Origin of the sequence: Ensifer sp. ENS08 (genome assembly GCF_014852195.1) — a bacterium.
GTDB classification, from domain to species: Bacteria; Pseudomonadota; Alphaproteobacteria; order Rhizobiales; family Rhizobiaceae; genus Ensifer; species Ensifer adhaerens.
In genome coordinates, this window is record NZ_JACVBF010000014.1 from 125792 (window position 1) to 150990 (window position 25199).

Annotated in this window: 20 protein-coding genes; 10 read left to right on the top strand and 10 right to left on the bottom strand. The window is 58.1% G+C overall.

Annotated features, from left to right (window positions below; genetic code table 11):
- The first annotated feature begins 1 nt into the window (after window position 1).
- Genes IB272_RS25175 through IB272_RS25185 form a run of 3 tightly spaced genes read left to right on the top strand, consistent with a single transcriptional unit; the run spans window position 2 to window position 3767 of the window.
- Complete coding sequence (locus tag IB272_RS25175; RefSeq protein ID WP_192445339.1) at window positions 2–1099, top strand: ABC transporter ATP-binding protein; 1098 nt, start codon at window positions 2–4, stop codon at window positions 1097–1099.
- Window positions 1092–2087, top strand: coding sequence for an ABC transporter ATP-binding protein (locus IB272_RS25180; RefSeq protein ID WP_034799319.1), 996 nt, complete (start codon window positions 1092–1094; stop codon window positions 2085–2087). The genes IB272_RS25175 and IB272_RS25180 overlap by 8 nt, the downstream gene beginning before the upstream one ends.
- Window positions 2088–2096: 9 nt before the next feature.
- Window positions 2097–3767 (top strand): dihydroxyacetone kinase subunit DhaK, encoded by a 1671-nt coding sequence (locus IB272_RS25185; protein WP_034799333.1) that lies wholly within the window; start codon window positions 2097–2099, stop codon window positions 3765–3767.
- An 85-nt stretch (window positions 3768–3852) separates the two neighbouring features.
- Here IB272_RS25185 and IB272_RS25190 read toward each other — a convergent pair whose 3' ends face one another.
- Both IB272_RS25190 and IB272_RS25195 read right to left on the bottom strand, forming a co-directional pair.
- Window positions 3853–4050 (bottom strand): heavy-metal-associated domain-containing protein, encoded by a 198-nt coding sequence (locus tag IB272_RS25190; protein WP_034799336.1) that lies wholly within the window; start codon window positions 4048–4050, stop codon window positions 3853–3855.
- Window positions 4051–4377: 327 nt separating this feature from the next.
- On the bottom strand, window positions 4378–4797 hold the full coding sequence (locus tag IB272_RS25195) for an AlpA family phage regulatory protein (protein WP_348646815.1): 420 nt from the start codon (window positions 4795–4797) through the stop codon (window positions 4378–4380).
- Window positions 4798–7497: 2700 nt separating this feature from the next.
- Here IB272_RS25195 and IB272_RS25200 point away from each other — a divergent pair.
- The 6 genes from IB272_RS25200 (at window position 7498) to IB272_RS25225 (ending at window position 14148) form a co-directional block, all read left to right on the top strand.
- Window positions 7498–9762 carry a DDE-type integrase/transposase/recombinase gene (locus IB272_RS25200; RefSeq protein WP_192445343.1) on the top strand — a complete coding sequence of 755 codons (2265 nt, stop codon included), beginning with the start codon at window positions 7498–7500 and terminating at the stop codon, window positions 9760–9762.
- Window positions 9763–9774: 12 nt separating this feature from the next.
- Complete coding sequence (locus IB272_RS25205; protein ID WP_192445345.1) at window positions 9775–10185, top strand: hypothetical protein; 411 nt, start codon at window positions 9775–9777, stop codon at window positions 10183–10185.
- Window positions 10166–10759, top strand: a complete 594-nt coding sequence (locus IB272_RS25210) for a TniB family NTP-binding protein (RefSeq protein WP_192445347.1) — start codon at window positions 10166–10168, stop codon at window positions 10757–10759. The genes IB272_RS25205 and IB272_RS25210 overlap by 20 nt, the downstream gene beginning before the upstream one ends.
- 65 nt (window positions 10760–10824) lie before the next feature.
- The gene (locus IB272_RS35635) at window positions 10825–13191 is read left to right on the top strand and encodes a transposase (protein ID WP_192445349.1); all 2367 of its coding nucleotides are present in this window, start codon (window positions 10825–10827) and stop codon (window positions 13189–13191) included.
- 193 nt (window positions 13192–13384) lie between these two features.
- Complete coding sequence (locus tag IB272_RS25220) at window positions 13385–13948, top strand: universal stress protein (RefSeq protein WP_192445351.1); 564 nt, start codon at window positions 13385–13387, stop codon at window positions 13946–13948.
- Window positions 13945–14148, top strand: coding sequence for a cold-shock protein (locus IB272_RS25225; RefSeq protein ID WP_192445353.1), 204 nt, complete (start codon window positions 13945–13947; stop codon window positions 14146–14148). The genes IB272_RS25220 and IB272_RS25225 overlap by 4 nt, the downstream gene beginning before the upstream one ends.
- 187 nt (window positions 14149–14335) lie before the next feature.
- On the opposite strand, the gene IB272_RS25230 is transcribed toward IB272_RS25225, so the two are convergent.
- From IB272_RS25230 to IB272_RS25245, 4 genes are all read right to left on the bottom strand, one after another.
- A complete protein-coding gene (locus IB272_RS25230) occupies window positions 14336–14887 on the bottom strand; it encodes a papain-like cysteine protease family protein (RefSeq protein ID WP_192445355.1) in 552 nt (183 codons plus the stop codon).
- A 79-nt stretch (window positions 14888–14966) separates the two neighbouring features.
- Entirely contained in the window at window positions 14967–15911 is a 945-nt protein-coding gene (locus tag IB272_RS25235) for a hypothetical protein (RefSeq protein WP_192445357.1), read from the bottom strand.
- Window positions 15912–15939: 28 nt separating this feature from the next.
- On the bottom strand, window positions 15940–17730 hold the full coding sequence (locus IB272_RS25240; protein ID WP_192445358.1) for a hypothetical protein: 1791 nt from the start codon (window positions 17728–17730) through the stop codon (window positions 15940–15942).
- A 111-nt stretch (window positions 17731–17841) separates the two neighbouring features.
- Complete coding sequence (locus tag IB272_RS25245) at window positions 17842–18414, bottom strand: hypothetical protein (RefSeq protein WP_192445359.1); 573 nt, start codon at window positions 18412–18414, stop codon at window positions 17842–17844.
- A 624-nt stretch (window positions 18415–19038) separates the two neighbouring features.
- Between IB272_RS25245 and IB272_RS25250 the strand changes: the two genes are divergently transcribed.
- On the top strand, window positions 19039–19425 hold the full coding sequence (locus IB272_RS25250; RefSeq protein WP_192445360.1) for a SyrB-like regulator: 387 nt from the start codon (window positions 19039–19041) through the stop codon (window positions 19423–19425).
- A 217-nt stretch (window positions 19426–19642) separates the two neighbouring features.
- Here IB272_RS25250 and msrA read toward each other — a convergent pair whose 3' ends face one another.
- The 4 genes from msrA to IB272_RS25270 all read right to left on the bottom strand — a co-directional run bounded on the left by msrA (window position 19643) and on the right by IB272_RS25270 (window position 25044).
- Window positions 19643–20368 (bottom strand): peptide-methionine (S)-S-oxide reductase MsrA, encoded by a 726-nt coding sequence (gene msrA, locus IB272_RS25255; protein WP_192445361.1) that lies wholly within the window; start codon window positions 20366–20368, stop codon window positions 19643–19645.
- Window positions 20369–20378: 10 nt separating this feature from the next.
- Entirely contained in the window at window positions 20379–22145 is a 1767-nt protein-coding gene (locus IB272_RS25260; RefSeq protein ID WP_192445362.1) for a cytochrome c biogenesis protein DipZ, read from the bottom strand.
- Between the two features lie 176 nt (window positions 22146–22321).
- Window positions 22322–23650 (bottom strand): ATP-binding protein, encoded by a 1329-nt coding sequence (locus IB272_RS25265; RefSeq protein WP_192445363.1) that lies wholly within the window; start codon window positions 23648–23650, stop codon window positions 22322–22324.
- Between the two features lie 518 nt (window positions 23651–24168).
- Window positions 24169–25044, bottom strand: coding sequence for a LysR family transcriptional regulator (locus IB272_RS25270; RefSeq protein WP_192445364.1), 876 nt, complete (start codon window positions 25042–25044; stop codon window positions 24169–24171).
- Window positions 25045–25199 lie beyond the last annotated feature (155 nt).

Consider the following 25199-nt stretch of genomic DNA (forward strand, 5'->3'; position numbering starts at 1 on the left):
CATGGCACAGATCAGAATTGAAAATGTGCGCAAGGAGTTCGGAGCGTTCACGGCTGTCCAGTCTTCGAGCTTCACGGTGGAAGACGGCGAGTTCTTCATGCTGCTCGGCCCATCGGGATGCGGCAAGACGACGACGCTTCGGATGATGGCGGGACTGGAGCTGCCGACGAGCGGCCAGATCTATATCGGCGGCGAAGAGGTCGGCATGAAGCGGGCGAGGGAGCGCGATATCGCCTTCGTCTTCCAGATGTTCGCCCTCTATCCCCACATGAACGTACGCAAGAACATCTCCTATCCGCTCGTCAGCCAGGGGATGAAAAAGGCGGATGTCGCCGCGCGTGTCGCCGAGGTGGCAAGGATCCTCAGAATTGAAGGCATTCTCGACAAGCCGGTTGGCGGGCTCTCGGGCGGTGACCGCCAGCGTGTTGCGCTCGGCCGGGCGATTGTCCGCAACCCGAAGGCCTTCTTCATGGACGAGCCGCTCGGCGCGCTCGACGCGGAGTTCCGCGAACACATGGCGGGGGAACTGCGGGCGCTGCACGATCGCATGGGCGCCACCACCGTCTATGTGACCCACGACCAGCTGGAAGCGATGCAGATGGGCGACAAGATCGTCGTCATGAACCACGGCGTCATCGAGCAATTCGGCCGGCCGCAGCAGATCTACGACTGGCCGGCGACCAAGTTCGTCGCCAAGTTCATCGGCTCCCCGTCCATGAACTTTCTGGAGTTCGAGGGCATGATCGGTATCGGCGGCGACAGCATCGATCTCGGTGGGAAAAAGGTGGCGGTGCCGGCGTCGCGTGAGGGCAGGGCCGGCACGCTGTCGCTCGGTGTGCGTCCCGAGCATGTCCGTTTCGTCGACGACTCCAGCTACAGAGGCCGCGTGATCGCCGTCGAGTATCTCGGCACGACACAGATCGTCACGATCGAAACGCCCAACGGCGAGATCAAGGCGCGCACGCCCTCCAGTCAGGCAGCCCGTACCGACGAGCTTCTCGGTCTCGATTTCAACGCGCGGACCTTGACGCTCTTCAATGCGGAGACGGGTCGTGCTCTTGTTTCCGAAGCCAACGAGGGAGTGCTGCGCCGTGGCTGAAGTCATCCTAAGAAACGTGACGAAGACATTCGGCACCCACACAGCGCTGGACGATGTCTCGATGACGATCCCGGACGGGTCGTTCGTGGTTCTCCTGGGACCGACAGGCGCCGGAAAGACGACGACGTTGCGTATGGTCTCGGGGCTCGACACGCCTAATAGCGGCGAGATCTTTATCGGCGGGATGTCCGTGCAAGGACTGACGCCGGCGCAGCGCAACGTGGCGATGGTATTCCAGCAATATTCGCTCTATCCGCATCTGTCCGTCCGGCAGAACCTGGAATTTCCGCTGAAATCCCCGCTCTTGAAAACGCCGCAGAAGACGATCGACGAAAAGGTGAACGCCATCGCCGAGGTCTTGCAGATTTCGCACAAGCTCGACAACAAGGCGACCGCCTTGTCCGGTGGCGAAATGCAGCGCGTGTCGATCGGGCGTGCGCTTGTCAGAAACCCGCAGATATACCTGATGGACGAGCCCTTGAGTTCGCTCGACGCGAAGCTTCGAGCCGATCTGCGCGTCGAACTGAAGAACATTCAGGCAAAGTCCGGGGCGACGCTTCTTTACGTCACCCACGACCAGATCGAAGCGATGACCATGGCAACGCATATCGGTGTGCTCGAAGAGGGCAGGCTTGTTCAGTTCGGATCACCAAGAGAGGTGTACGAAGCGCCGGTCAGCGTTTACGCCGCGACCCGCCTCGGCCAGCCGCGCATCAACGTCCTGCCTGCCAAGCTTTTTGCGGGCGCGCCGGACAAGGCGCAGTCGATCGGCCTTCGCCCCGAAAATATCGTCCAGGGCGCCGGAGAAGATGCACTCGTGACCCGTGTCGAACATCTGGGCGACCAGACGCGCCTGCATCTCACGTTCAAGCAGCACAACCTCGTGACGGTCACGGACCCCCATACTGGGTTCCGCGGCGGCGAGACTATCAAGATCCAGCCAGACAAGCCGCTCTTCTTCGACGCGGCCGGAATGCGCATCGCTTAGGAGGCGAACATGAATCAGTTTATCAACCGCAAGGAAAATGCGGTTACGGAAGCGATCGACGGGGTTCTTGCCGCATCCGGCGGCGCGCTCAGCCGCCTCGACGGATATCCGCACATTCGCGTCGTCCTGCGCTCCGACTGGGACAAGGGCAAGGTCGCGCTCGTCTCCGGTGGCGGCTCGGGACACGAGCCCGCGCATATCGGCTTCGTCGGCAAGGGCATGCTGACGGCCGCCGTCTGCGGCGACGTCTTCGCATCGCCGAGCGTGGACGCGATCCTCGCCGGTATCCTGGCGGTGACGGGACCTGCCGGCTGCCTGCTGATCGTCAAGAACTACACCGGTGACCGGCTGAACTTCGGCCTCGCGGCCGAACGCGCCCGCGCCTACGGCCTCAATGTGAGCATGGTCATCGTCGATGACGACATCGCGCTGCCGGACCTTCCGCAGGCGCGCGGTGTCGCCGGTACCCTTTTCGTCCACAAGATCGCCGGAGCGCTCGCAGAAAGCGGGGCGGACCTCGATACGATCGCCAATGCGGCGCGCAAGGTCATATCGGGCACGAGCACCATCGGCATGTCGCTCGATACCTGCACCGTTCCGGGTTCGCCGAAGGAACATCGCATCCCCGAGGGCCATGCGGAACTCGGCCTCGGCATCCATGGCGAAGCTGGCGTCGAACAGATTGTGCATTCCGATGCGAGAAGCGCTGTTGCCGCCATGGTCGAGCGCCTGCAGGCGGCGATGGAGGACAAGCCGCACGTGGTGCTCGTCAATAATCTCGGCGGAACGTCTATCCTGGAAATGTCTATTCTCATGCACGAACTCGCCCAGTCGGCGATCGCCGATCGGATCGTGCATCTGGTCGGACCTGCGCCGATGATGACGTCGCTGGACATGCGCGGCTTTTCCGTCTCCGTCTACCCGGCCGACAAGGCCGAGCTGGAGCTGTTGTCCCGGCCCGTGGCGCTTCCGGCCTGGCCAGGCGTGACCGCCGTCAGGCCGGTGAATGTACTCGCCCTGCCTGATGGCCTGACGCCGATTTCACCTCTGCCTTCGCGACACGATGCGACGCGGCAGTTCCTGCTTGCCTGCTGCAACCTGCTGATCGACGCGGAAAAGGACCTGAATGCACTCGATGCCAAGTCCGGAGACGGAGACACCGGCTCGACGCTCGCCGGCGCTGCACGGGCACTCATTCAGGCCCTCGATCGCCTGCCGCTATCCGACCACACTCAGCTCTTCCGCGCCATCGGGCAGGAGTTGAGCCAGACGATGGGCGGCTCTTCGGGCGTGCTTCTGGCGATCTTCTTTGCCGCCGCCGGGGATGGCGCCTCGAGCGGGCTTTCGATCCGCGAAGCGCTGAAAGCCGGGTTGGCGCGCATGCAGGAAATCGGCGGGGCTCAGATCGGCGACCGCACCATGGTCGACGCGCTTTCTCCGGCACTGGACGCGCTCGACGCGAGCATCGGCGCGGCCTCCAAGGCGGCGCGCGACGGCGCCAATCTGACCGCGACGCTGGTGCGGGCAAGGGCAGGGCGTGCCGCTTACATCAATGCCAAGCAACTCGAAGGGCACATCGATCCCGGCGCCGAAGCGGTCGCTCGCCTGTTCGAGCACCTGGCACGGCATCCGGATATGCTTGGGCGCCAGCCGGAGGGGGCCGCAGCCGTCGCCGGCTGACGGTGACCGAAGCATTGCCCTGACAACAAAACGCCCCGGAAAGCCGGGGCGTTTCGTGACGGGAGGTGTCGGAGGGAGCGTGCGCTCAGAGCGCGCGGCTCTCGTATCCGGCCGCCTTCAGGGCGTCTGCGATCGGCCCTGCCGCTGCGGCGGTCTCGACGCTGACTTCCCGATTGCCGAGATCGACCTTGATCGTTGCCTGCGGGTCGACGCTCAGGATCGCCTTCTGGACGACGCCGGCGCAGTGGCCACAGGTCATGTTGTCGATCTTGTAGTTCTGCATGCTTGTCTCCTTGGTTCGGTTGTGAGACAAACATGGCGTCTCCCACCGTTGGAAGGTCAATAGGCCTTCAAGATATTTGTTCACGGCATTTCCAGTGGTGAGCCAAAACCAAGATGGGCCGAAACCAAAAAAAGATGGCGCGCTCCAAAAAATGTTGGCGTGAACCATAAGCAGAATTTCCAGCTATCCTCTTATCCATATTAAGAGAATCCAGCGGATCCGGCCATACCTCGCCGCAGTTTCGCCACAGTCCGCGGTGCCGCGAACTGCATTTGCGGCACCGTTCAGTTGGGGTTGGCAAGGGTATCAGACCAAAAAAAGCTGACACTAAATGCTGGCATCCGTCGGATTGTCAGCGTCGGATTTGTGCTCAGTGCCCCGCGCCAGTTTGCCAAATCGGTCGAGGATGGCGGTCATCATAGCGGCCTCAGCGCTCCGAGCCTTCCTGGCAAATGCTTCGAAGACCGCGTTGAAAGAATTGTCGACGGTGGTTTCGTCCGGTATGCCGAAGGCTTCTCTCATTAGTTGAAGATTCCGGAGTTTCCAAGCTTTTGGGTTCTCAAGCCAAGCGTGGATTACCTCTTTCGGAAACCCGACCCGCCCGCCTGACAACTCAAGGTGCCAAGGAAAGGTGCCTTTCGGCTGCATGGTACGAATGTTCGTTTCCGACAGCGTCGTCATCTGGCAGACCTCCGGCCAAGTATAGTAATAAATGTGGAAATTAGACATAGCTTCGCCTCTCATCATTGCGTTAAAGTAAAGGTAATCACCTTCGCTCCTGCGAGCCAAAGAGGTAAAGCATAATACGCCTACTAATCGTATTCGTCTACAAAAATAGTCTATTGTGCTCGCACATATCTAGAGTGGTGTTCCTGAAGGCAAGTCATATTGTTGACAACGCGGATTTATATACTTAAAGATTCATAGTTGAATCTTTCCTGTCCGTCGGTGAGTTCTTCAAGGCTTGGGACCTTCGTATGGGCCTCTTCGGTCAGCGAGAGATGGGCCGCAGCACTCGTCCTGGGCTTTTAAAAAGGTTGACATTCACTTGCTCAGCGAACATAATGATCACGGTGTAATCATTTTGCTCACTAGGAGTGACAGCATGTTGTAGGGGAGGTGCGAGTAAGCGCAGCCGCTCGGCTGCAAGTCGAATCCTTCGCCTCAACGAGTGCGTGACCCGAATCCAATTCTCGTTTGGCTGTTCTGGACAATGTCAGCAAAGCTTGAGCAAGGATTCGCGAGTGTACGAGTTCATCGGCTTTGCGGCTGGAGATGCCCGCAAAAGCCGGCCGGAATCGTGTGTGTTGAATCCTCGAGCACAGCAGCAGTTGTGCTAGGAAGGTTTGCGCATCCGGAACGGGATCGACCGAGATCAGCCGCGTTTGAAGGATTCCACGAAGGATTCGGTCATGCCGTCCGAAGGCGGGCTGCGGAGGGAGTTAGCATGGCTCCATGCCCATCTCTCGCTGGAACGATCTCGTGGTCTTGGCGATGAAGCACGCGCCGTCAGTCACTCTGCGGAGTTTCGCAGGATGTTGATCCGGCCGAAGCGGTTTGCGATGGGGGTGATGACCAGCCCTGAGCATCTTCGCTGTTGATCCTCCGACTGTGGCAACATCGGCAAGGCCTCACGGCCAAAGACTCGGGGGCGAAAGCGAGCGCACCTTCTCTTTGTTGTCACCGCCGTTTTCGAACCCGTCTGAGCACCACCGAAGGATCGATGCTTTGGCCGCAACACGGCCAACATAACGGAGGGTATCGATCGCACCGGTATGCATGAAAAACGCCCCACTGAGTCTTCGTCACCCTGTAGACGCAGGTGGCATTTGCTAGTGTGGCCCTGGTTGGCGGCGCTTTGACGCAAAATGGCATGAACCGTCGATAGCCGTGGGTCGGCAAAGTGGCGATGATTCCTTTGATTGCTTCGACCAGTTCTCGATCAGCAGCGGCGGACGTCAACGGGCTTTGGAAGGACCAAGCTCAAGCACATCACCGTCGCAGTGAGTGGCTTTCGGCGCTTATAGGGAGCGCACCAGATGCTTCTTTGGCCGCGGCAATCTCAAGCGCTTCCTTGAGAGCTTCGCCTTCCATTGTCTTCTTCCCAAGTGGGCGCTCCGGCTCCTTGACCTGGCTCTGGAGGGCGATACTCCGATTCCGGGACGACGTCCTCTCAGAAGCCGGTGCCGTGACTGCGCCTTGCACCGCGAGCTTGCGCCAGTTGACACTTGACGCCGGGCTACGATGCTCACTGTCGCTTCCTGCTCATACGTCGCACGTGACCGGGTTTATGAGGCGAGTCCAAGTGGCTACTGACGCACCTGCGATTCATTTCAACTCGATGACAAGCTAACAGCGAAAGCGACCAAGGACTTTCGACGGTCGCCGTCTTGCGGTTCATAACTTCTTTGGGCTTCCTTGCTGATGCTTGGGGTTTCCCGCAGTACAAAGCGGCGGTTCGTGGTCGTTAAGGGCCAGCCGCGGGCAATGGTGCTTCGATATGCGGCGGCGAAAGCTCTCAAGCTTGGGCTAGGAAGAAGCAGGGGGAACAGGCTTATTGGAGGCGCGATGGGAATAAAACATAATTAAATCAAATAGTTATTGACTTTTCTTGAAAAACATGATGAGCTTTCGTTCCCCTTATTCCGTAGGAGCGCGAGCGATGGCTGCGTCTCTAACCTTTGGCCGTATCGCCAGATCTAAAGAGGGCGGTCCTCTCCGCCGCATACATTGTGGTGGTCGTCCATCTCCGTCAGGGTTCTATAGCGCCCGAAAGTCCCATGGACGGCATCTACCTTGGGAATCCAGGCCCGCTGAACTCCAGGCAATAATTCTAAACGATGTGTCGTGGCGTGTTTCGGAAGTGATGTCGCAGCCGCACCGCTTGGACATTTTTGTGAGGGGAGAGCCTTCTCCTCTTCACTATATTCCCGACCTCGAACTAGTAGCGGAGCCTTCCTTCGCCCGGGAAATATGTTCCGGTGTCCCTTTGGCGGTAGCTGCGATGGCGTGGGACCCTAAGCCTGTTCTCAGCGCCAGCGCTGCGCGCCTAGTCCTCGAGATTAAAAATGACGACGACCCAAGGAACGATGATCCCCGCTACCAGTCCAAGATTAAGCTCGCGAAGGAAGTTTATCGGAGACTTGGGTATTACTTCGCCGTAGTCCACCGAAGCGAGGGTATCGACTGTGTCGATCTCGCCTTCGCTCGCGACATTGCGGCAGACAGGTTCTGCAAAGTGGCGACAACTGACAGGTTGTTTGTCCAGGACTACCTGACCGATCAGGGTGGATGTTCGCTTCTTTCCAGATTGATCAACGCGCTAGGCGGTTCCCCCAATGCCATGGCGTGTATTAGCGCCCTTCATTTCGATCGGGTCCTGTGCATCGAAATCGCCGCGCCGCGCGACCAATGCCGAGTAGCGCTGATAGAGCGGGAGCGATGACAATGTTGGACTGCGACGTCCAAGTTGGCGAGATATATCGCTTGACGATCAGGAGACGCGAAGTCAGCTGTGATTTCACTGAGCAAAAGCGTTCTGGCATGCTCGTCTTCCAGAACCGCGAAACTGGTCGCAAGTTCAAGATGGGAGAGCACCAGTTTGTGGCGATGCGCCACAATGGCCAGGCGATCCGTGTCCGGCACCTCAGGAATGGCTTGGAGACTGTCGGGTTCGACCCTCGGGTAGTAGAGGATCCAAACGAGACGTTGATCAGCCAGACAGAGCGGAAGGCACGACAGGATGTTGCGCAGCGGCTCGCACGTGCCCGGGCGTTGTGTTTCGTCGTGACCCATTATGATGAGCAGACAGGCAGGAAGTCAGTGCCACGACTTCTTCGTGAACTGCGAAAGGTTGCGCCTCAAGAGGGTTTTGATTGGTTGCCTTCCAGAAGCACGGTCGCGCGCGCGCTGGAAATCGGTGAACCCGGCAACAGAACTGTATTGTCCTACTATGAAGATTACTACACGCAGGAGCCAGCGGCGCGATGGCCGCCAGCGATCCTTCAGTTGAAGGAGGAGGCAATCCAAGATTACTACACTGCCAGGTCTGGCAGTACCATCCGGATCAGCGACACGATCAACACGTTTCTTGAGAAAGTTGATCGCGAGTCACAGCGCCGGGTTTCAAATGGGCTCCCGGCGTTGCCGCGCCCCGACCGAGAGACGGTGCGTTTGTGGATTCATGGCGCGGCGACCGCGGAATTGTACGAAAGAAAATGGGGAAAGCGCGCGGCAATGCGGCGATACCGCGGCACCAACCCCGCCATTCAAGCTGAACGGATTCTTGAGAGGGTAATCTTCGACTCCACTCGTGTCGATGTCTGGTCTCCGATAACCGATGAGGCCGGTGAGACTCTTCTAAAAGAGCGTCCCTGGCTTACGATTGCGGTTGACGTGAAATCAAGGATGCTTTTAGCGGCGATTTTGACGTTCGAGCCCCCGTCGCTGCTGACGATCATGGAAGCGTTGAAGCAGGTCATCCGTCGCAAAGATTTCCTCATTGCCAAATATGGGTATCACAAGGGAGGGACCGACGGACACGGCAAGCTAGGCACCGCGCTCGTCGACAACGCGTGGGAGAATGCTGGATCCTCGTTCCAGGCCAGTTGCGAAAACGTCGGGATCAGTGTCGAGTGGGCACCCGTCAAGACTCCAGAGTACAAAGCCATCTGCGAGGTGACGTTTAAGATTTTGAATGACGGCATCTGGCATCGAATGAAAAGCGGCATTCCATACAAGCCGTTCGAGATGTCTTTGCGCGGTCTGACGCCGCAGAAGGAAGAGGGGTTCTCACTCGAGGTGCTTCAGGACCTACTGTGGGACTTCGTCGTTACCTGTCTCCACATGGAGCCAAGCGCTGGTACTGGCCGCGCTCGGGCGCAGGAGTGGCGCGAAGGGGTGGCGAAAGGGCATCGACATCTCGTTGACGATATTAATATGGTCGATCGTCTGTTCGGCGGTATCCGGAGGGCTTGGCTTACAACTCACGGGATCACTTACAAGGGGATGCGGTTTCACGATCCTGTGCTGACCTCGGACCTTCTCGATTCATTACTTCGCTACTCAAAAGCCCGAGATCAGCGAGCCACTCCGCTCAGCACCGGCACGGTGATTGTGCAGTTTGCGGTCGACCAGTCCGATTGTTCCTTCATTGACATCTGGGACTACCATCGAAAGCGACTTGTTCGACTGCCCAACGTCGATGCAAAATTCTCCTCCGGATGTTCCTGGCGCACGGCAAAGCTCATTCGCGAGCATGCCGAACGGGAGAACCTGGCTTTTCATACGGACGAAGAGAAATGCGCGGCGCGCGCTGCGTTCCGGCGCCGCCTTGAGTCCGAAGCCAAATCCGGACCCTATCGCGAAGCACGCAAGAAAGCCCGTGCCTACCACAGCGAAATGCGCCTGGTGCCCGGTGACGCTATCGTTGAGAGCTACGAAGAACCTAGTGTCACCGGCATGGACGGCTGCAACCTGTTCGTAGACGTCGCGATGAAGTACCGGGAGGACGAGGGGTTTGCGGCGAAGGGCTTCCGCCGAGGTGGAAAGAAGGCAACGCGTGCCTCCGTCCGTGCCCGTCAACGAAAAGCCGCGAAGGCGAAGTCGCCTAGTCCCCGCGCCATAGTCCCGTCAGTGGAGATTCCTCGCGTCGCGACGATGGTTGAGGATTCTAACGCCGCGCTCCGCCGCCTGGCGGACGATCTCGATTGAGGAGGAATTCGCATGTCCGGCGCAATTTCCATCAGTGACATAATGAGCAAATTCGACTGCATTCGGATCAAGCATCCTCGGCTTGAGGAGGCGCACATGTGGTTTGACACCATGAGGGGCACCAAACGCGCGTCCCCGCAGAGCCCCAAGAAGTTCATCTCGATTTTTGCGCCCGCCCAATCGGGGAAATCTATGAGCGTTTTGACCTACATACATACCAAAGTCGTCGATGAGGTGATCAAAGCAGGCTTGTTCGACAAAGATTTAGGTCGCGAAGCAATCGCAAAAGAGCAGAAGCTGGTTCTGCATCTGACGCTTACGGCTAAAGCGACGACGAAATCTTTTGTTGAGGATGTGCTGGTTGCGCTTGGAGACCCGTACCCGCAGGGCGATGAAAAGGGCCATGAAAAGGCGCGTCTATGATCTCATGCGCAAGTGTGGCACTGAGCTTCTGGTTATAGATGAGATCCAGCACCTTTCCGGGGATCGGCGACGAAAACGGTCCACAGCTGTGTCTGATGCGACCCCGGTCACCGATACCATGAAGGTAATGTTGATCCGTGGCCTTGTTCCAATCGTTTTTGTGGGAATTCCAGAAGCGAGGCATCACCTCTTCGGAGACCCACAGTTGGCGGAGCGCTGTATCAACGAGCTGGACTTTAAACCTCTTGATCTGATGAAGCCCAAAGAGAGAAAGATCTTTCTCGAATATTGTGGTCGCCTGAGTCTAAAGTTGCATCAGCACGAAATATTCGAAGATGAAACCGATCTTCTCAATGGAGATATCCCCGCGTGTTTGCACATTGTTTCGGGCGGGAGGATTGGGACTGTCTCTAATCTTGTGCTGTTCGCTAGCATAATTGCCTTTGAACAGGATGCCCGCTGCATAACGCGTGATCATCTCGTGCAGGCTACCGACGAATGGGCGATCCCCAAGGGAGTCATCGACTACAATCCGTTCGTCAATCCCCGTTCAGTAAAGGTGATCAAGACATGAGCGCCCAGGTGACAGCGCGAGCTCGGTCTGACTGCCCGAGGCTCGTCATTCCGTCGGCGCCCCAAGTGGGCGAGGGCATTGTTGAACTGATCGTTCGTGCCGCAAGCGAGAACTCCTACGACGGCCCTCTCGACGTATTGCGTGCTTTGGGCGTGCGAAAGTTCTTTACAGGTGATTTGGGGCGCACTTCCCCCTATGAGCGGCAACGCATAGCAGCTCTCTTCGGAGACTTTGCAGATTCAGTTTTGGAGGACGCGATTTGGCCGACCCCGGTGAAAGACCGACCAGGTTGGATCAGCTTTTTTGGGACTGCTCTACGTTCTGTGCATCTGGCATGGACCCGCTTCCGGGTGGCACCACGTTCGCTACGCCTTTCTTCTTATCTCCGGACCATCTGGCGGCTCAAAGTTCTGCCTTTTGATCCGGAGAGCAGAGAACGGTTGCTCGACGCGTGCCCTGTGTGCAAGGCTCCGTTCACGTTCACGCGTACCCTGGGAGTATCTCATTGCCCGTGCTGCGCGAAATTGGACGATGAGGGCTTCGTCCGAGGCGGTGTGGATTTAGCGGACTATCCGCAACGGATTGTGCATGTTCGCGATGAGGCGGCACTCGACTATTTTACCGGTCTGATCGATCCAAGCCCGGTCCTCAGGGCGCGAATATCGGAGTCGGCAGCTCCAGTCCTGTCGAAGCTCGACAGAGGAGATTTGTTCGAGGGTGGGATAGCAATAATTTGTGCGGTCACCACGCCTTCGGATTTTCGTGGGAGAACCCTCAACAGGCCCTTCGTTGCGAAAGACTACAAGCGCTTTACGCCGGATCTACTTGCGCGCGTAGGCCGCGCACTCATTGACTGGCCGGAAACGATCCAGGCGATCGCTGAGGAAATCCGTGCGGATGCACCACGACGGGCGGGATTTTTTGGGATCCACAAAGAGCTGGGCCCACTTCTATCGGTTACGATGGATCCGCATGTTCATCCCGATTTTCGGAAACTCCTGCGTCAGGAGTTGGACGCGAACATGGAAAGCAGCGCCTCGCGGCTTCCTACGGTCAGGCGTGCAGAAAACCGCCACCGCGACGACCTGGTGACGACGCAAGCGGCGGCGACATTGGTGGGACGCACCCGGAAATTTGTAGCAACCCAGATTGCCACCAGTCCTGACTTTACCGTCATAAGGACAGCTGGTGGCAAAGGGCCTACCCTACTCAAGGCGTCGGAACTCGAACGGGCCTTTGCACTGAAAGACAAGCTCCGTCCGTCGACGAATGCGGCAGTTCGTTTGGGAATACCTCGATCAGCGGTCGCTGATTTGGCTGAGGAAGGTCTGATCCTACGGGAGAGGGGCCCGATCGTCGCCCTGTCGTCCGGCAAGGCCTACTATCACAGCGATAGTCTCGAGGCCTTAATCCATCGTGTCATGAATACGGCGCGGCCTGAAGAGCCGCCGAAATGCGCGATCCGTATCACTGTCGGCATCAATCGGCTCGGTGGAGAGCTGAATGCGCGGTGGGGCGCGATATTCAAAGCCATTCTGGCGGGCGAGCTTCCGGTATGGCAGATCCGCGGAAGGCTATCGGCCGTCATGACGTCTCTCGCAGTGGAGCATATTAGTCGATTAGCGAATTATGTTCATGACAAACGGGATGTTCACCTTGTGCAAAGCGAGGTGGCCCTTTTAGCGGGTGAGAACCACAATACTATCACTTTGGCCATCCAGTACGGGCTTCTTTCCGACAAGCCGACTATCGACGAGGCTCGCCGCTTTGCTGAACTATACATTTCGACGCCTGCAATCCAAGCGGCTCTCGGAGACAGTGGTTGCGACATTGACATCTATTCCCTGCGCAAGGCGCTGGCCCAGCGCGGTGTGTTGCCTGCGCTCGAGCTTCCAGGTCGCGAGCGCTTCCTGTGGTTCCGCCAATCGATAGACTTCGACTGGCTGCGAACGGCGTTCGACGAGCATGAGCCACCGATGCCTTCGCTGTTGTCCGACGCTCAATGGGTAAAACTCCAGCCACTCCTCTCCTCTTTGATCCGATCCAGAGGCGCCTGCGACCAGGAGAACCGTCGCGATTTGGAGAATATGCTCGCTGTTCTCCGTTCGGGCAGAACCTGGCGCTCATTCGGCCAGGTTCACGGGCGGCTAGGACACCTGAGACGTCGATTTCAGATTTGGATCGAGGACGGTACCTGGGACCGAATCCTGCGGGAGCTCGTATCACTGAACTTGGCTGATTGGCCTCATCCGAAAACAGAAGACGGACACCGCCAACTCAAGACGGGGAGTGGGCTAGCGAGGTGTCTGCTGGTCGAACGAGCGACTTTGCTCAAGAGCAATAGTCGCAGCCATTTCAAGCCAATCGCAGATGTTCTGGCGAGTGCCCAATCAGAGGGCACCCTCATCGACCCAGGAGCTTCGCTGGAATAGCGAAGCGGGCTGAGATGCTAACAATGCCCAGGCGTCCGCGTCCTGGGAGACAGAGAACTTGGCGATCGAACGATCACCAGGCGGTGTGTAACTGTGAGTTTAGAAACCCCGGAGAGAAAGGTGAGGTGTGACATGAAGCCTAAAAACATATCTGACCAGCAGGAGCCACACGCGAAAATCGATGAGGTGAAACATGTCTAGCTATTACGATCCGAGCAGCGAAAGCTCGAAAGAACTGATGCCGCATGCAGTTTGGAATTTGGACATCATCAAGTGCCGCGCAACCGGTGCGCCGCTTGAGGTACTGAGCGTGTTTGACGTCGGACCACGCACATGTCTTTGTTTTGCGCCACGGCGAAGCTGGAGCAACGAGGCCATCATGGAGGCGCTGAACAGGCTGTCCCAAAGTACCGGCTATCCGATAACGGTCGAGCTCGGTGATGACCGACTCTTGTTTCCGGCTGTCGAGGAGTGGGCCCGCGACCACGGCGTCGATCTACGAATGGATTTGATGCTGAAGAGCCGAGTAGCTGAACGTCTTCTCCCAGATGCACTGGCCGCTATCAACGAACACTACAATCTGGATCGAGGCTGGCCGCGGGAGCTTGCTTCTAAACTGATGGCCATTCTGAACAGGGAACACCCAAGCGAGGAGCGGTGGCCCAAACCGCTCGGCCGACACAGTGCGGCTCGAATTGGCAGGGTGCGGAAAATGGGCTACCCGTTCAACCTCGCCAACAGAGGAGGGGCAATATGACAACGGGCAAGGTGAAGTTTTTCAATGCGGACAAAGGCTACGGCTTCATTACACCGGACGCCGGCGGCATTGACGTATTCGTTCACGTATCCGCGCTGCAGTACGGCGATGTCCTGAAAGAGGGTCAGACAGTTTCGTTTGATCTCGGACAAGATCGCAAGACTGGAAAATCGAAGGCGGAGAACGTTCGGCCGTTCTGAACGCAACTGCATGGCGTGAGACTCCGGCGATGCTGGAGCCTCACGCAGCTCTCTGCCGTTGGTAGGAACCATTGGCTGCCGACGAGCCGGAATCTGTGCGATCTCGCGATAGTCGATACGTTGCTCTGGCTCAGAAGCTGGCCAATTGCCACCGAGAGCGACGGTCCTCGAAATCCAGAGTCAGGTTTCAGGCATCCTCACGGAAAGCGATACACGCATGGCCCTCGATCGACAGCAGCTCGTCGAACGAAAGGAGTGAACGGTTCCCGCCCCTGCCTACTGGCAATGGATCCAATACCAGCAGCTCCTGGACACCGTCCTCTTCGGAGTACCCGATTACGACGAAATAATGATTAGCGTTGCCGACAACCAGTATGCGATCGTTCTCGATTTCTCGGCGAATGTCATCCCATTGAGGGTCCTTGATGAAGTACGCGCGGGCGACTTCCTGGCTGAAAGAGTTCCATTGACCGCGCACCAATTGCACGACGTTGCTGTTTAGGTTGCGCCCGCCGTCTTCCGCGACCCCCATGGAGTCGTCGAGTGCCCGCGCCATCTCCCATTGTTCGGTAATTCTGGTGCCGGTTCGCGATAGTGCTTCAGTGCTGGCCCTGGCTATCTCATACTGCGACAGCGTTGGCAGCCTGTAATAGGCGCGGACCATGGCCTCGGCGGCGGCGAAGCACCAGCTTCCCGTTTCCTGGGGGATCAAGGACGGAGGATTGCGAACCGTGCGCATTTTCGACTTCCTTCTCTCTAGGGTCAATGATTGACGTCGGTGGACGTGGAAGGGGCCGGTTGGACCGCCCCTTGGAAGTTCAGAAGAGGGCATCGACCGGTTCGTCGCCCAGCATGGCGTCGAACTTGAAAAGCGCTGCCTTGAGCGAAATGAGTTCCGAGCCGGAAGCGTCGATGTCGACGATACGCGGTTGGGAATCGTTCAGTTCCTCGACGACGTCGGCGATCGAGGCGATGTTGGTTCCGATGCCATCGCAGACGGCCTGCAGTTTTCCGTAGAAGAGGGAGATGTCGGTGAAGAAGGCCAGCTTGCGGCGCGCGGCCTTCTCGTTCTGATGCAGCGTGTCCTCGGTTGCTTCCAGCTGCTTGATTGTCCGGGTGTACTCGTCGCGCTGTCCCTGCAAGCTGGCGAGCAGGTCGCGGGTCGCGCTTAGTTGTCCTTCGTCCCTCTCACGCTCTTGGCGGTATCTATCGCGTTCGTCTGTGAGCGAGCGGATCTTTGCCTCGTCCTTGTCGACAAGGGTGATGATCCCCATGATCGCCCGGTCGAGACCCAGGCAGAAGATGGACCTGACTATGCTGCCTGCAGATTTATCGTTCAGTTCGTCCAGCTTACGGCGATGATGCGCGAGTTCGATTTCTGCCGACCTCATCTGATTGATGAGCTGACCGATCCGTTGGTTGAGCAACTCCACGCTCTGCTCATCCTTGTGGATTTCGACGCTAACGGCGGCGATTTCCTGCTGAATTCCGGTGATCTTCTCGTTGAGCAGGCCAAGGTCCGCGATGATCGATTTCACAAGTTCCGAAGTGACCTGCTGTTCCTTGGCATACATGCGCTCGCCGAGTTGGGCCTGGGAGAACAGATAATCGACCGCGTCCGACATTGCGGCAACCGTCGCCTCGGCCTCGTCCTGTTTTTGGTTCTTCAGCAGGTCGGTGGCTTCCGTAAGCTTCGCAAGAATAGTTTTGAATTCCACTACCTGCGGGTCTGCGGGTTCATTCTTGATCGCAACGTTGTTCATTGTTGTAACCCCTTCGTTCCTGGGACGATCAGGCGGCGCGAGCCTGCTCGATCAATGCGCGTTGCTGTTCGAGTTCGATGGTTGCTCGACGCGATTCCGACAGGTCATGTTCGACGATCACGCTGAGGTTTTTCGCAAGCTCGGGAGCCCGGCGGATCGCCTCTTCGATGGTCGGAGATTCCTGCAGGTACTTGACGGCCTTTGCCTGGGCGACGCCGGCGGACTTCAGGTAGTCGCCGGACAAGCCGTTCAGAGCGACCCACTGGCACATGTAGACCAGGAACGTCCTCATGAATTCCGGAGCACCGTATTCAGCGAGGCGGTCTTCCTTGTCGAGCTCCTTGAGGTCCTGGATGTCTCTCTGGAAACCTTGATCGGTCATGCGGCTGCAGTAGTTCGACATCTGGTCCCAGAAGAGAGATGCGTTCGTCAGCGTGCCGATGATCTTCCCAAGAGCGTCGATGGCGCTATGAAGGGAGTCTACGGACAAAGTCGCATTGCCTTCTTCGATCTTGATGTTCTTCAAGGACTCGGCGTAACCGGCCAACGCCACGAGTGATGCACGTTTCTGGTTTTCGAGTTCGATCTTCTGATTGAGAAATTTCATCTTCTCCTCATGGATCGAGTCCTCTGCACTGGCGGCGTTGCTGGCCATCTGATTGGTGGCGGCCGCCAGGTCCTTAAGAGCGGTACCGGCCGCTGCGTAGGCCTTGTTCGCCGCGTCGGCGCTCTTCTCTAGCGCTTGCACCTTCGTCGACATTTTTTCGAGTTCGGAGGCGACGGCCGCGAGTTCTTCCTTTTTCGCGTCACGCTTCTTCTTCAATGCCGACAGGTCGGCTTCCTTGACATTGCTGTCCTGCTCCATCTTGCCAACGGCTTCGTTCAATGCGTCGAGCTCCGACTTAATCTTGTCGTGGGCAAGTTTCCTGCCAGACTGCTGGTCCTGGGCCTCGATAAACTGCTTCTGAGCGGCATCGGACTGCTTTTTGGCCTCGTCGGCACCCGTTTTGGCGGATGCGATGCGATCGTTCTTCTCGATGGCGTTTCCAGCCTTGTTCAGAACCGTGCCGACCGGGTTTTGAGAAGCCGTAAATGCGCCGAGGCCCGCTCCGATGGCGCCTGTAATCGCCCCGACCACGCCCATCACCAGCGCCTTGGTCGCTTCCTTCTCTTCCCGGCTCTTGGCCTCTTCGTAGAGGGTTTGGGCATTGGAGATCTGACCGACCAGCTCCTCCTGGTTGACCTGTTCAGCCTTCTGCTTTGCAATCGTCTCGCGTTCGGCCTTCTGCGCCGCGAGCAGCCGATCGCGTTCGCTGGCCTCCTCCAGGATAGTGTTCGACTTCGCTTTGCTGGATTCGACCTGCAGGGTCTTGAACTTGTCTGCGAGGTCACCCGCCTTTTTCGACATGTTGCTCGATGAGTCTTTGCAGTGCGCCAGCTTTTTGATTGCCAGCGATTCCTGACCTTTTGTCAGCCAGCGGTATGTCTGCTGCAGCAGTTCGATGATGTTCTGGGTTTCTGTCTCGAACGTGGTCATGGTCACCACGCAGTCGTTGCAAAGCATAGCGAGGCGGCTTTGGAGTCCCGCAATATCCGCCTGCAGCGTGCCGCCCCTTGCACCCGCGACACCGTTGTAGGCCACATGGAAAAGCTCGACAGACAGGTCGAGATTTTGGGTTACGTCCTTGAGGCTCAGTTGTCCAAGGACAGCCTTCGCCTCTTTCTGAACGAGCGGGTCGTCAAATGATGGCACTTTGCTCAGGCTGTATTCGCGGTCGTCGACGGTTACGATAGCGTTGGATTCTTCATTGCTGGGCATGACGTTTTCCTCATTTTCACGTTGGATTGGAGCAGGCGCTGTCAGCGCGTGAACGAACGTCGCACGCGTCTGCAGACGGTTTCGTGGAGTGGAGGAGGGCGGCGAAGCAGCCTAGCCCTTCAACTCGTTCAATCGTGACTGCAGTTGCTGCAGCGCTTGGAGTTGGTCGGAGATCGCGCCGAGAATGTCGTTGAAGGCCTCGATGTCCGATGCGTTCTGCGGCATCGGGGCATCCTCGGATAGATCGGCATCGGCATTCCAGGGAACTAGAGCGCGCGACAGCAGGTTGTCAGCGGTGTTCTGCGCGAAGTCGAACGCCTCGAGAAAAACGGATTCCATGGCGCGCGCCATGGGCGTGGGTAGTTCCAATGCGAGTATGCCTACTCCGCCTGCAGTGGATGCTCCGTCTGGAAGACCCGTATAAAGTTCGCGGATCTTTCCGAAGCGCGCATGCTCGGCCAACCTGGTGCGTATCGGCCGCGATGTGTAACCGAGGTAGGTGGGGACGTAGTGGCTGTTCTGGAAGGATGTCTTGATCCAGAGGGAATAGATGCCCGTTCCAGTCAGCCCAAGGTTCGGAATCCTTTGTGAAACTGCCTGCAGATCCCCTTGGAGCAAATATTGCTTTGCACCGAGGTATTGCCACGTAAACTGAATTAGCTGCGCATAATGTTCGGCGTTCATTGGAGGGTCCCCATGATCTCGAGTGGAGGCGTCGTTCTCAAATCCGGCTGTCGTCTTTCACTGCCAGAACTCGGGCTTTTCGCTCGTCGAGTTATGTCCTCAAAAGTTGAGTCTGCAATCAAATATACAATTTATAGTTGCTGTTTGATTTGTAACGCTTCAAAATAGAACGTCCGAAGGCGAGTTGCCGGAGCCTGTGCGGGAGCATGCTAAGGAAGTTGGCCGAGTTCACCTCAGCGGGAGCGTCTGAACACTGCTACAAACGGGATCCGCTTTCGGTTTCATCTAAATGAACGCGACAGGCCGCCCGGGCGCATACGATCGGACGATGCCGAGTTGCTCGTCACACCGGACTCGGCTCGGGGCCGACCTCGGTGCGTATGGCCTGCCTAATCCGGTAAGTCGGTATGGCACGGCTCGGAGTATGACGATGTTGGCATTCGCGGCCGCTTGCTAAGTCGCGCACGTGCGCCGCGCCTTGGCGGAGCCCTGGATCAGCTCGGAATGAGATCTAAGCGGTCGGCTGAGCTAGCATTTCGGCCGCAAGCCATCGCTCGGAAATCGCCATGATTGACTCTGTTCCTTCTCCGTTGGAAAAAGATGCTCCATCGATGGGGAACGAATATGGCAGACGAAAGCAATACCGAAATCGCTGAGGCAACGACGCCGACAGAAATAGTGCCGCCGAAAAAACGCGAAGGTGCGAAGGCAAAGAAGGCGGCTATCACAGCACCCGCCGAGGCGCCAAAGGCCGACGCTGTCAAAGCTGTGCGGGGAGGCACGAAAAAAGCGGTGAAGTCGGTCGCCAGCACAGCGTCAACCAAGAGCACCGCGAAAAGCGTTGCGCGAGCCCGCGTGGCGAAGCAAACGACGGCGCCGCCGGCTGCGGATCTCGACGACATTGCGGACCTGCTTAAGCTCGAAGAAGAGAACGCGCGGCTCCGCAAGACGCTTGCTGAAAAGCTGCGCGCGGAGAACGCAGACCTGCGTAAAAGGCTTGGTATTTCCTAACTGTTGAGCGAGGCCGATAGGAGTTAGCGATCGGCCTCGTCCTTACTTTTGTCTGCGTGACGGTCGCAGCAATGCGTGCGACTGATCCAGCTGAAACAGTTTCAACGCCATCGATCGACTTGCTTCTATCGCTAGCGGGCGGCGCGGGAACTCTATTGGGCATCGCGCAATCCAGCTCTGGGATCTTCGGCCCCGCCGCTGCCCATTCGCTTCGAAGTTATGGTACTGAAAGGATCGGCTTCTCGCGATATAAAGTGGGATAAAGGCGTTGAAGAGCTTCGATCTTGGGCGCTTCGTAAAGACGTACGTAAGCTTGACCCGGGTTGTTGTATACGTAGTCCTGATGATAGGCCTCCGCCGGGTAGAAGGGCTTTTTGCGCTCGATAGTAGTCACTATGGGGCGGTCAAAGACCGCGGACGCGTTAAGCTGCCTGATGTAGCTTGAGGCGACAGCGGCCTGAGCTTCGTCGCGCGGGAAGATCACGGATCGGTATTGCGGACCGATGTCGGGCCCCTGACCTCCCAGTTGGGTAGGGTCGTGCGCTACCGAAAAATAGATCTCTAGCAACCGACCATAGCTGATCAGTTTGGGATCGAATTTGATCTCAACGGCTTCGGCGTGGTCGGTCTTGCCTGTTTCCGTCAGCTCGTACGTGGCCGTCTCAGCGGTTCCGCCAGCGTAGCCAGAGGTGACGCTCGTGACACCTACGACGTGCTGGAAGACCGCTTGAACTCCCCAGAAACAACCTCCGGCAAGAACTGCCTTCTGGCTCGGTTCCGTGGAGGCGATGTCATGAAGCGGCTTTGGAATCCGCGTGGCCTTGTGCGCCGGTGTCTCGCCAGCGAACGAAAGGGCCAGGCCGCCAACGACGACCGCAGCCGCGATGAGCAGGTACAGGGTTGCAGTTGACCATTTCTGGCCGTGAAGGTCCTTGTTGCCCATGGTGAGATCCTCAGCCAAAAGTGAAGACGAAGGCTTCGACGCCCGGCTTCAGAAAGCGGATCTCGAACGTCCGCTCCAGGGCGTCGCCAGACTGTCGCACCAACTGGTAGAGCCGGGTTTCTTTGACCGTTCCATTGCCTGACGCATCTGTGTCCGAGCCATGGTCGACTCCGGGCGGTTTTCCGTCTACCGTCACTTGGAACGGTACAGCGTCACCGTCGGCACCCGGTCCGAGCACCAGGTGCAAGTCACGTGCGCGAAACCGGTACGTAATGCCGCCGCCGGCCTCGTTTAGACGTGCCTGCTCCGCTCCAACGGTCCACGTGCCGGACAAGCCCCAACTATTGAGCCGAGGGTTGCTAATTGTATACCGCTGCGCGGTGTCCTCTAGAACCCGTTCGGCTGACGCAAAGTTCTGGGCACGCATGAATCCGATGTAGGTTTCGCCGGACCCCAGTCCCGCAAAGTTCGGGGCGGCTTCAGCGCCTTTTGCGTCCGGCTGGACGAAGCCGCTTTCCACCTTCCGCTTGCCCGCAGCATCAGCCAGAAGATCCTGGATGACGCGCTCGGACTCTTCGTAGTCGCCTTCCCCGAAATGGGTGTGCCGGATTTGCCCTTCAGCATCGATGAAATAGTGGGCCGGCCAGTAATTGTTGGCGAAGGCGCGCCAGATGGCAAAGTTGTTGTCGATCGCCACTGGGTAAGTAATCTTATAATCGCGTACTGCCTTCTCAACGTTCCCGATCTGCTTCTCGAATGCGAATTCCGGAGCATGAACGCCGATGACGACAAGTCCCTGATCCCGGTACTTCTCCGCCCAGGCGCGGACGTATGGAATGGTGCGTATGCAGTTGATGCAGGAATAGGTCCAGAAATCGACAAGCACGACCTTGCCGCGAAGCTCGGTCGTACTCAGCGGTTTCGAATTCAACCAATGTACAGCACCGTCGAGCGACGGGAATGATCCTTCGATCGGCAGATCGCTGCGATAGGCCGCCTGTCGCGTATCCTGAGCGGCAAGAGTCATGCGCGTGCTGTCTACGTTTGAAGATGTGCCACCGCGCATACGATCGAGGAGCGATTGTTCGAACCGCGCAGTGCTCGCGTAGGAGATCCGGGCTAGAACACCTGTGTCGAGACCAAGCGCAATCGCTGTGACACCGACTAGAACCGCAACCCCGAGACCCTGGCGAATATGGTCGCCGATGCCGAGAAAGCGTTTCATCGCAGCAAACACTCTGGCACTGGCAAGAATGGCGATGGCCAGAGAGGTCGCGGCCCCCGCGGCATAGGCGACAAGCAAGAGCGTCGTCTGGGCATTTGCCCCGTTCAGCGCCGCCCCGGTCAGCACTAGGCCGAGTACCGGTCCCGCGCAGGGCGCCCACAGCAGCCCGGTCGCAACGCCAAGCAGAATCGATCCACCGATGCTGCCCTTGTCCCCTCTAGCGGCGCTTCTCGACAGCCGGTTGCCGAGTTTTACAAGCGGGCCGGTGACGAAGGCGGCGGCCCGCGTCGAAAGCAGGGTCACACCGAAGACGGCGAGGAGTGCGATCGCCGCATACCGGCCGTAAACGTTCGCCTGTACCGTCCAACTGCCCCCGAGTGCCGCAAGCGAAGCGATGCCTGCAAAGGTCACGATCTTGGCCAGCAGCATGGGGAGAATGCGTCTGGAAAACGGCTGATCCGCGCGGGCAAACACGAAAGGCAGGACCGGCAGGATACAGGGGCTGACGATGGTCAGCACGCCTGCGAGATAAGCTACAAAAAACAGTATCATCGTCGTCTCTCTGCACAACATCAAAGCCTTCCGGCGTTGACGGCTTCACACGCGCGGCAGAGAAACACTGCGAAGTATCGGGTATGTTTCCGGTTTTCAGCGATATGTATCTGAGTGCAACAAGTGGCAGCGAGCGGATCGCAAAAGCGCTGCGGAACGGGGCTGGATGATCGTCGTCACAACGCGGCCAACGCAATCTCGGCTTCGAGCCCCCCGCCCTGCCTGTTCCGCAATGTCAACGTTCCTCCGAGAACATTGGCGAGTTGCTGGGCAATCGCCAGCCCGAGACCGGTACCACCCGTCTCGCGGTTTCGCGACTCCTCAAGCCTGAAGAATGGCTGCAGCACCTTCTCTAACTGGTCTTCTGGGATCCCTGGACCCCGGTCGGAAACTTTTATGCGGAGCTCTCCGTTGATGCCACGAGTAACATCGATCTCCGCGCTGCCGCCGAATTTGAGAGCATTATCAACTAAGTTCGTAAGGATGCGCCGCAATGCAAAGGGGCGCGTCGAAATTGCGCCGCCATTTAGCTGTGCGACCTTTACCTGCTTACCGGTATCCTGATAGTCATAGGCAAGGCTCTCGACAAAGGACGCAAGGTCGATACGGGAAGGCACTTCGGTTTTGCCATGGGCGCTCCGGGCATATGCGACACCTTCTTTTACAAGCCGCTCCACCTCTTCAAGATCCTGGACCAGCTTGGTGCGATCGCTGCTGTCGTCGGCCATCTCTGCGCGCAGCTTCATCCGGGTTATCGGCGTCTGCAGATCATGAGATATCGCGGCCAGTATTTGCACGCGTTCTTCCAGGTACTGCGCGATCCGGTCGCGCATGGCGTTGAAAGCTGCGGCTGCGTGTGCGACTTCGCGCGGCCCGACTTCGCTCAGGCGAGGGGTGTTGTGGTTCGGGTCGAGTGTGTCGGCAGCTTCCGCTAGCTTTGCGAGCGGGCGTATCGCAAGTCTCACGGCTATCCAACTGCAAATCACTAGAAGCAGAAGCTGTGCGATCAACACGAAGGGCAGCCAGTCCGCCACCTTCATCACGCCCCTCGGCGTGACGTCGATAGTCAATGGAGCCCCGTCGCTGAGGCGAAGATGCGCTTGAAAATGATGCTCCCGTTCGGTCAGAGCTTCGACCTTGATCGGGTAGGTCGCGCCTATCGCAGTCCGTATCTTGGAAGCCACCTCCGCTTCCTGTGGATCCAGCGCGGCGCTCCCGGGCGTTCCTTCGCCCAGGATGAACCGGTGCGAACCGCGTGCCAACTGATCCAGCCATGCAGGCCTCTCCGCCGCCGGGAGGCGGTCGAGAATCGCGACGGATGTGGCGATGTCGTCTTCGAGCGTTCTGAACATCACGGACTTGGCGGTCATATAGCGCTCGGAAAACAGCGCAATAAACGATAATCCATGCGCGAGCGCTAGGCCTGTCAGAAGAATGACGAAGAGGCGTGCCCTGAGCGTGTGCGGCCACAGGGAGGGCTTCTTGACGATCAACCGGGATCCCATCAGCGCAACTCCATGATCTCGAACCGACTGGAAGGACCATATGCCTTCCATTCCGCTACGCAGTCATACTCTTCTTGTAATGGGCTACAGCCTGGTTGGGGGTACCGCCGCAAACACCTGGGCAGTTGTGCCATTTCCTCGCCTGGATGAGTGTGCGCGGGCGAGGGGGCCCGGGGCTTCAAGTCGACGCGAACCTGCATCGGCTCTTGCCCTTCGATGCTCAGTTCAAGATCGGTGCGCATTATTGTGCAGGGCTCCGCGTAAGCCGACTGGCATGCCGGGCACTTGCTGCAACCACAATCACATTGAGCGGGAGCCTGTGCCGGGACATTGTGGGCCCTTTCCATGTTCGATGCGCCTAATGCGCCCTACGCATCTAAACTGCGGTTGTATCGCAGATATTTCGAGCCCTGCGGACTTTTGTAAGTCCATGTAGTATGTGCGCCTGGGGCGGCGCGATGCCGGTCTTCCCAATGCGGGCCAAGATGCGGCCGCAGGGCCTTCCAGCCGCAATCAAACTATTTTGAGGGTGGAAGGCTGAAGTGGGCTTCGGCAACCTTTTTGAGGGCTCTGATGGCCTTGTTTAGCAACGGATCGTGCCTGCGACGCCGCTGCAGAGCGACGTAAACGGGCTGTTGCATCTCGGGAGCGTCGGTGACCACCCGTAAATCGACGCCTGAATCTTGAAGACGGCTGATGGCGCGCTCAGGGAGATAGGCCGTCCCACCAAGCCGCTTGATGAGGCCAACGGCAAGCTCTTCGTAGCCGGCCGTCATCGGCGAATGTGCGAGATGCGGGAGGAGTTCCGCGTGGGTTCGTTCAACATACGCGGTGTAACATGCCCGGATATAGCGATCTGGTGTTACGTCCCGGATGTTCTCGAAGTCAGTCGAGACCATTACCAACCGTTCGGTGCCGATTTCCTCAATGTTGAGGTCAGGCAAGAACTGGGGAGCGAAAACTACGCCAATGTCGGCGGCGCCTTCCGCCAGATCCGATATTATCTTGGGGGAGGAGTCCGCTTCCAACTGCAAAGACAGACGTCTGTTGGATTTATGGAGTTCTTCGATCCAATCCAAAAAGAGGGACTGCATCAAACTGAACTGACCCGAAACGCGCAAGGTGCCTTCGTAATGCTCGAGGCCGCCAACGTCCCTGCGCGCGTGCCGCCATGCGGCCTTCAGTGACCGGGCGTGCTGCTCGAAGCGCAACCCGGAGGGCGTTGCCATCGCGCCCGAGCGTCCGCGGTAAAAAAGCCGGGTGCCGACGGCCTTTTCAAGCGCCTTGATGCGCCCGCTGATGGCCGATTGCGTAGTCTCCAGCCGTTCAGCTGTCCGACTGAAGTTTCTCGTGTCCAGCAGGTCAAGGAATGTGTCGATCAGTTCCAGGTTCATATCTTTGATCGCGCTTCACGATTGATAATGGCATTTTGGTGGCTTTATCAGATCGTTGAGATCCTGTCATCTCCTGGTTGTGAACGCGAACCGTCCTGCCCTCCAGCCTGGCGTGCTGTCTGTCCAGAGCGCGGAAGGGTTGCGGCTTCCCTAAA

Coding starts and splice junctions, on each gene's coding strand:
- IB272_RS25175 (WP_192445339.1), top strand. CDS start 2: ATGGCACAGATCAGAATTGAAAATGTGCGCAAGGAGTTCGGAGCGTTC.
- IB272_RS25185 (WP_034799333.1), top strand. CDS start 2,097: ATGAATCAGTTTATCAACCGCAAGGAAAATGCGGTTACGGAAGCGATC.
- IB272_RS25190 (WP_034799336.1), bottom strand. CDS start 4,050: ATGCAGAACTACAAGATCGACAACATGACCTGTGGCCACTGCGCCGGC.
- IB272_RS25195 (WP_348646815.1), bottom strand. CDS start 4,797: ATGATGAGAGGCGAAGCTATGTCTAATTTCCACATTTATTACTATACT.
- IB272_RS25200 (WP_192445343.1), top strand. CDS start 7,498: ATGTTGGACTGCGACGTCCAAGTTGGCGAGATATATCGCTTGACGATC.
- IB272_RS25205 (WP_192445345.1), top strand. CDS start 9,775: ATGTCCGGCGCAATTTCCATCAGTGACATAATGAGCAAATTCGACTGC.
- IB272_RS25210 (WP_192445347.1), top strand. CDS start 10,166: ATGAAAAGGCGCGTCTATGATCTCATGCGCAAGTGTGGCACTGAGCTT.
- IB272_RS25220 (WP_192445351.1), top strand. CDS start 13,385: ATGTCTAGCTATTACGATCCGAGCAGCGAAAGCTCGAAAGAACTGATG.
- IB272_RS25225 (WP_192445353.1), top strand. CDS start 13,945: ATGACAACGGGCAAGGTGAAGTTTTTCAATGCGGACAAAGGCTACGGC.
- IB272_RS25230 (WP_192445355.1), bottom strand. CDS start 14,887: ATGCGCACGGTTCGCAATCCTCCGTCCTTGATCCCCCAGGAAACGGGA.
- IB272_RS25235 (WP_192445357.1), bottom strand. CDS start 15,911: ATGAACAACGTTGCGATCAAGAATGAACCCGCAGACCCGCAGGTAGTG.
- IB272_RS25240 (WP_192445358.1), bottom strand. CDS start 17,730: ATGCCCAGCAATGAAGAATCCAACGCTATCGTAACCGTCGACGACCGC.
- IB272_RS25245 (WP_192445359.1), bottom strand. CDS start 18,414: ATGAACGCCGAACATTATGCGCAGCTAATTCAGTTTACGTGGCAATAC.
- IB272_RS25250 (WP_192445360.1), top strand. CDS start 19,039: ATGGCAGACGAAAGCAATACCGAAATCGCTGAGGCAACGACGCCGACA.
- msrA (WP_192445361.1), bottom strand. CDS start 20,368: ATGGGCAACAAGGACCTTCACGGCCAGAAATGGTCAACTGCAACCCTG.
- IB272_RS25260 (WP_192445362.1), bottom strand. CDS start 22,145: ATGATACTGTTTTTTGTAGCTTATCTCGCAGGCGTGCTGACCATCGTC.
- IB272_RS25265 (WP_192445363.1), bottom strand. CDS start 23,650: ATGGGATCCCGGTTGATCGTCAAGAAGCCCTCCCTGTGGCCGCACACG.
- IB272_RS25270 (WP_192445364.1), bottom strand. CDS start 25,044: ATGAACCTGGAACTGATCGACACATTCCTTGACCTGCTGGACACGAGA.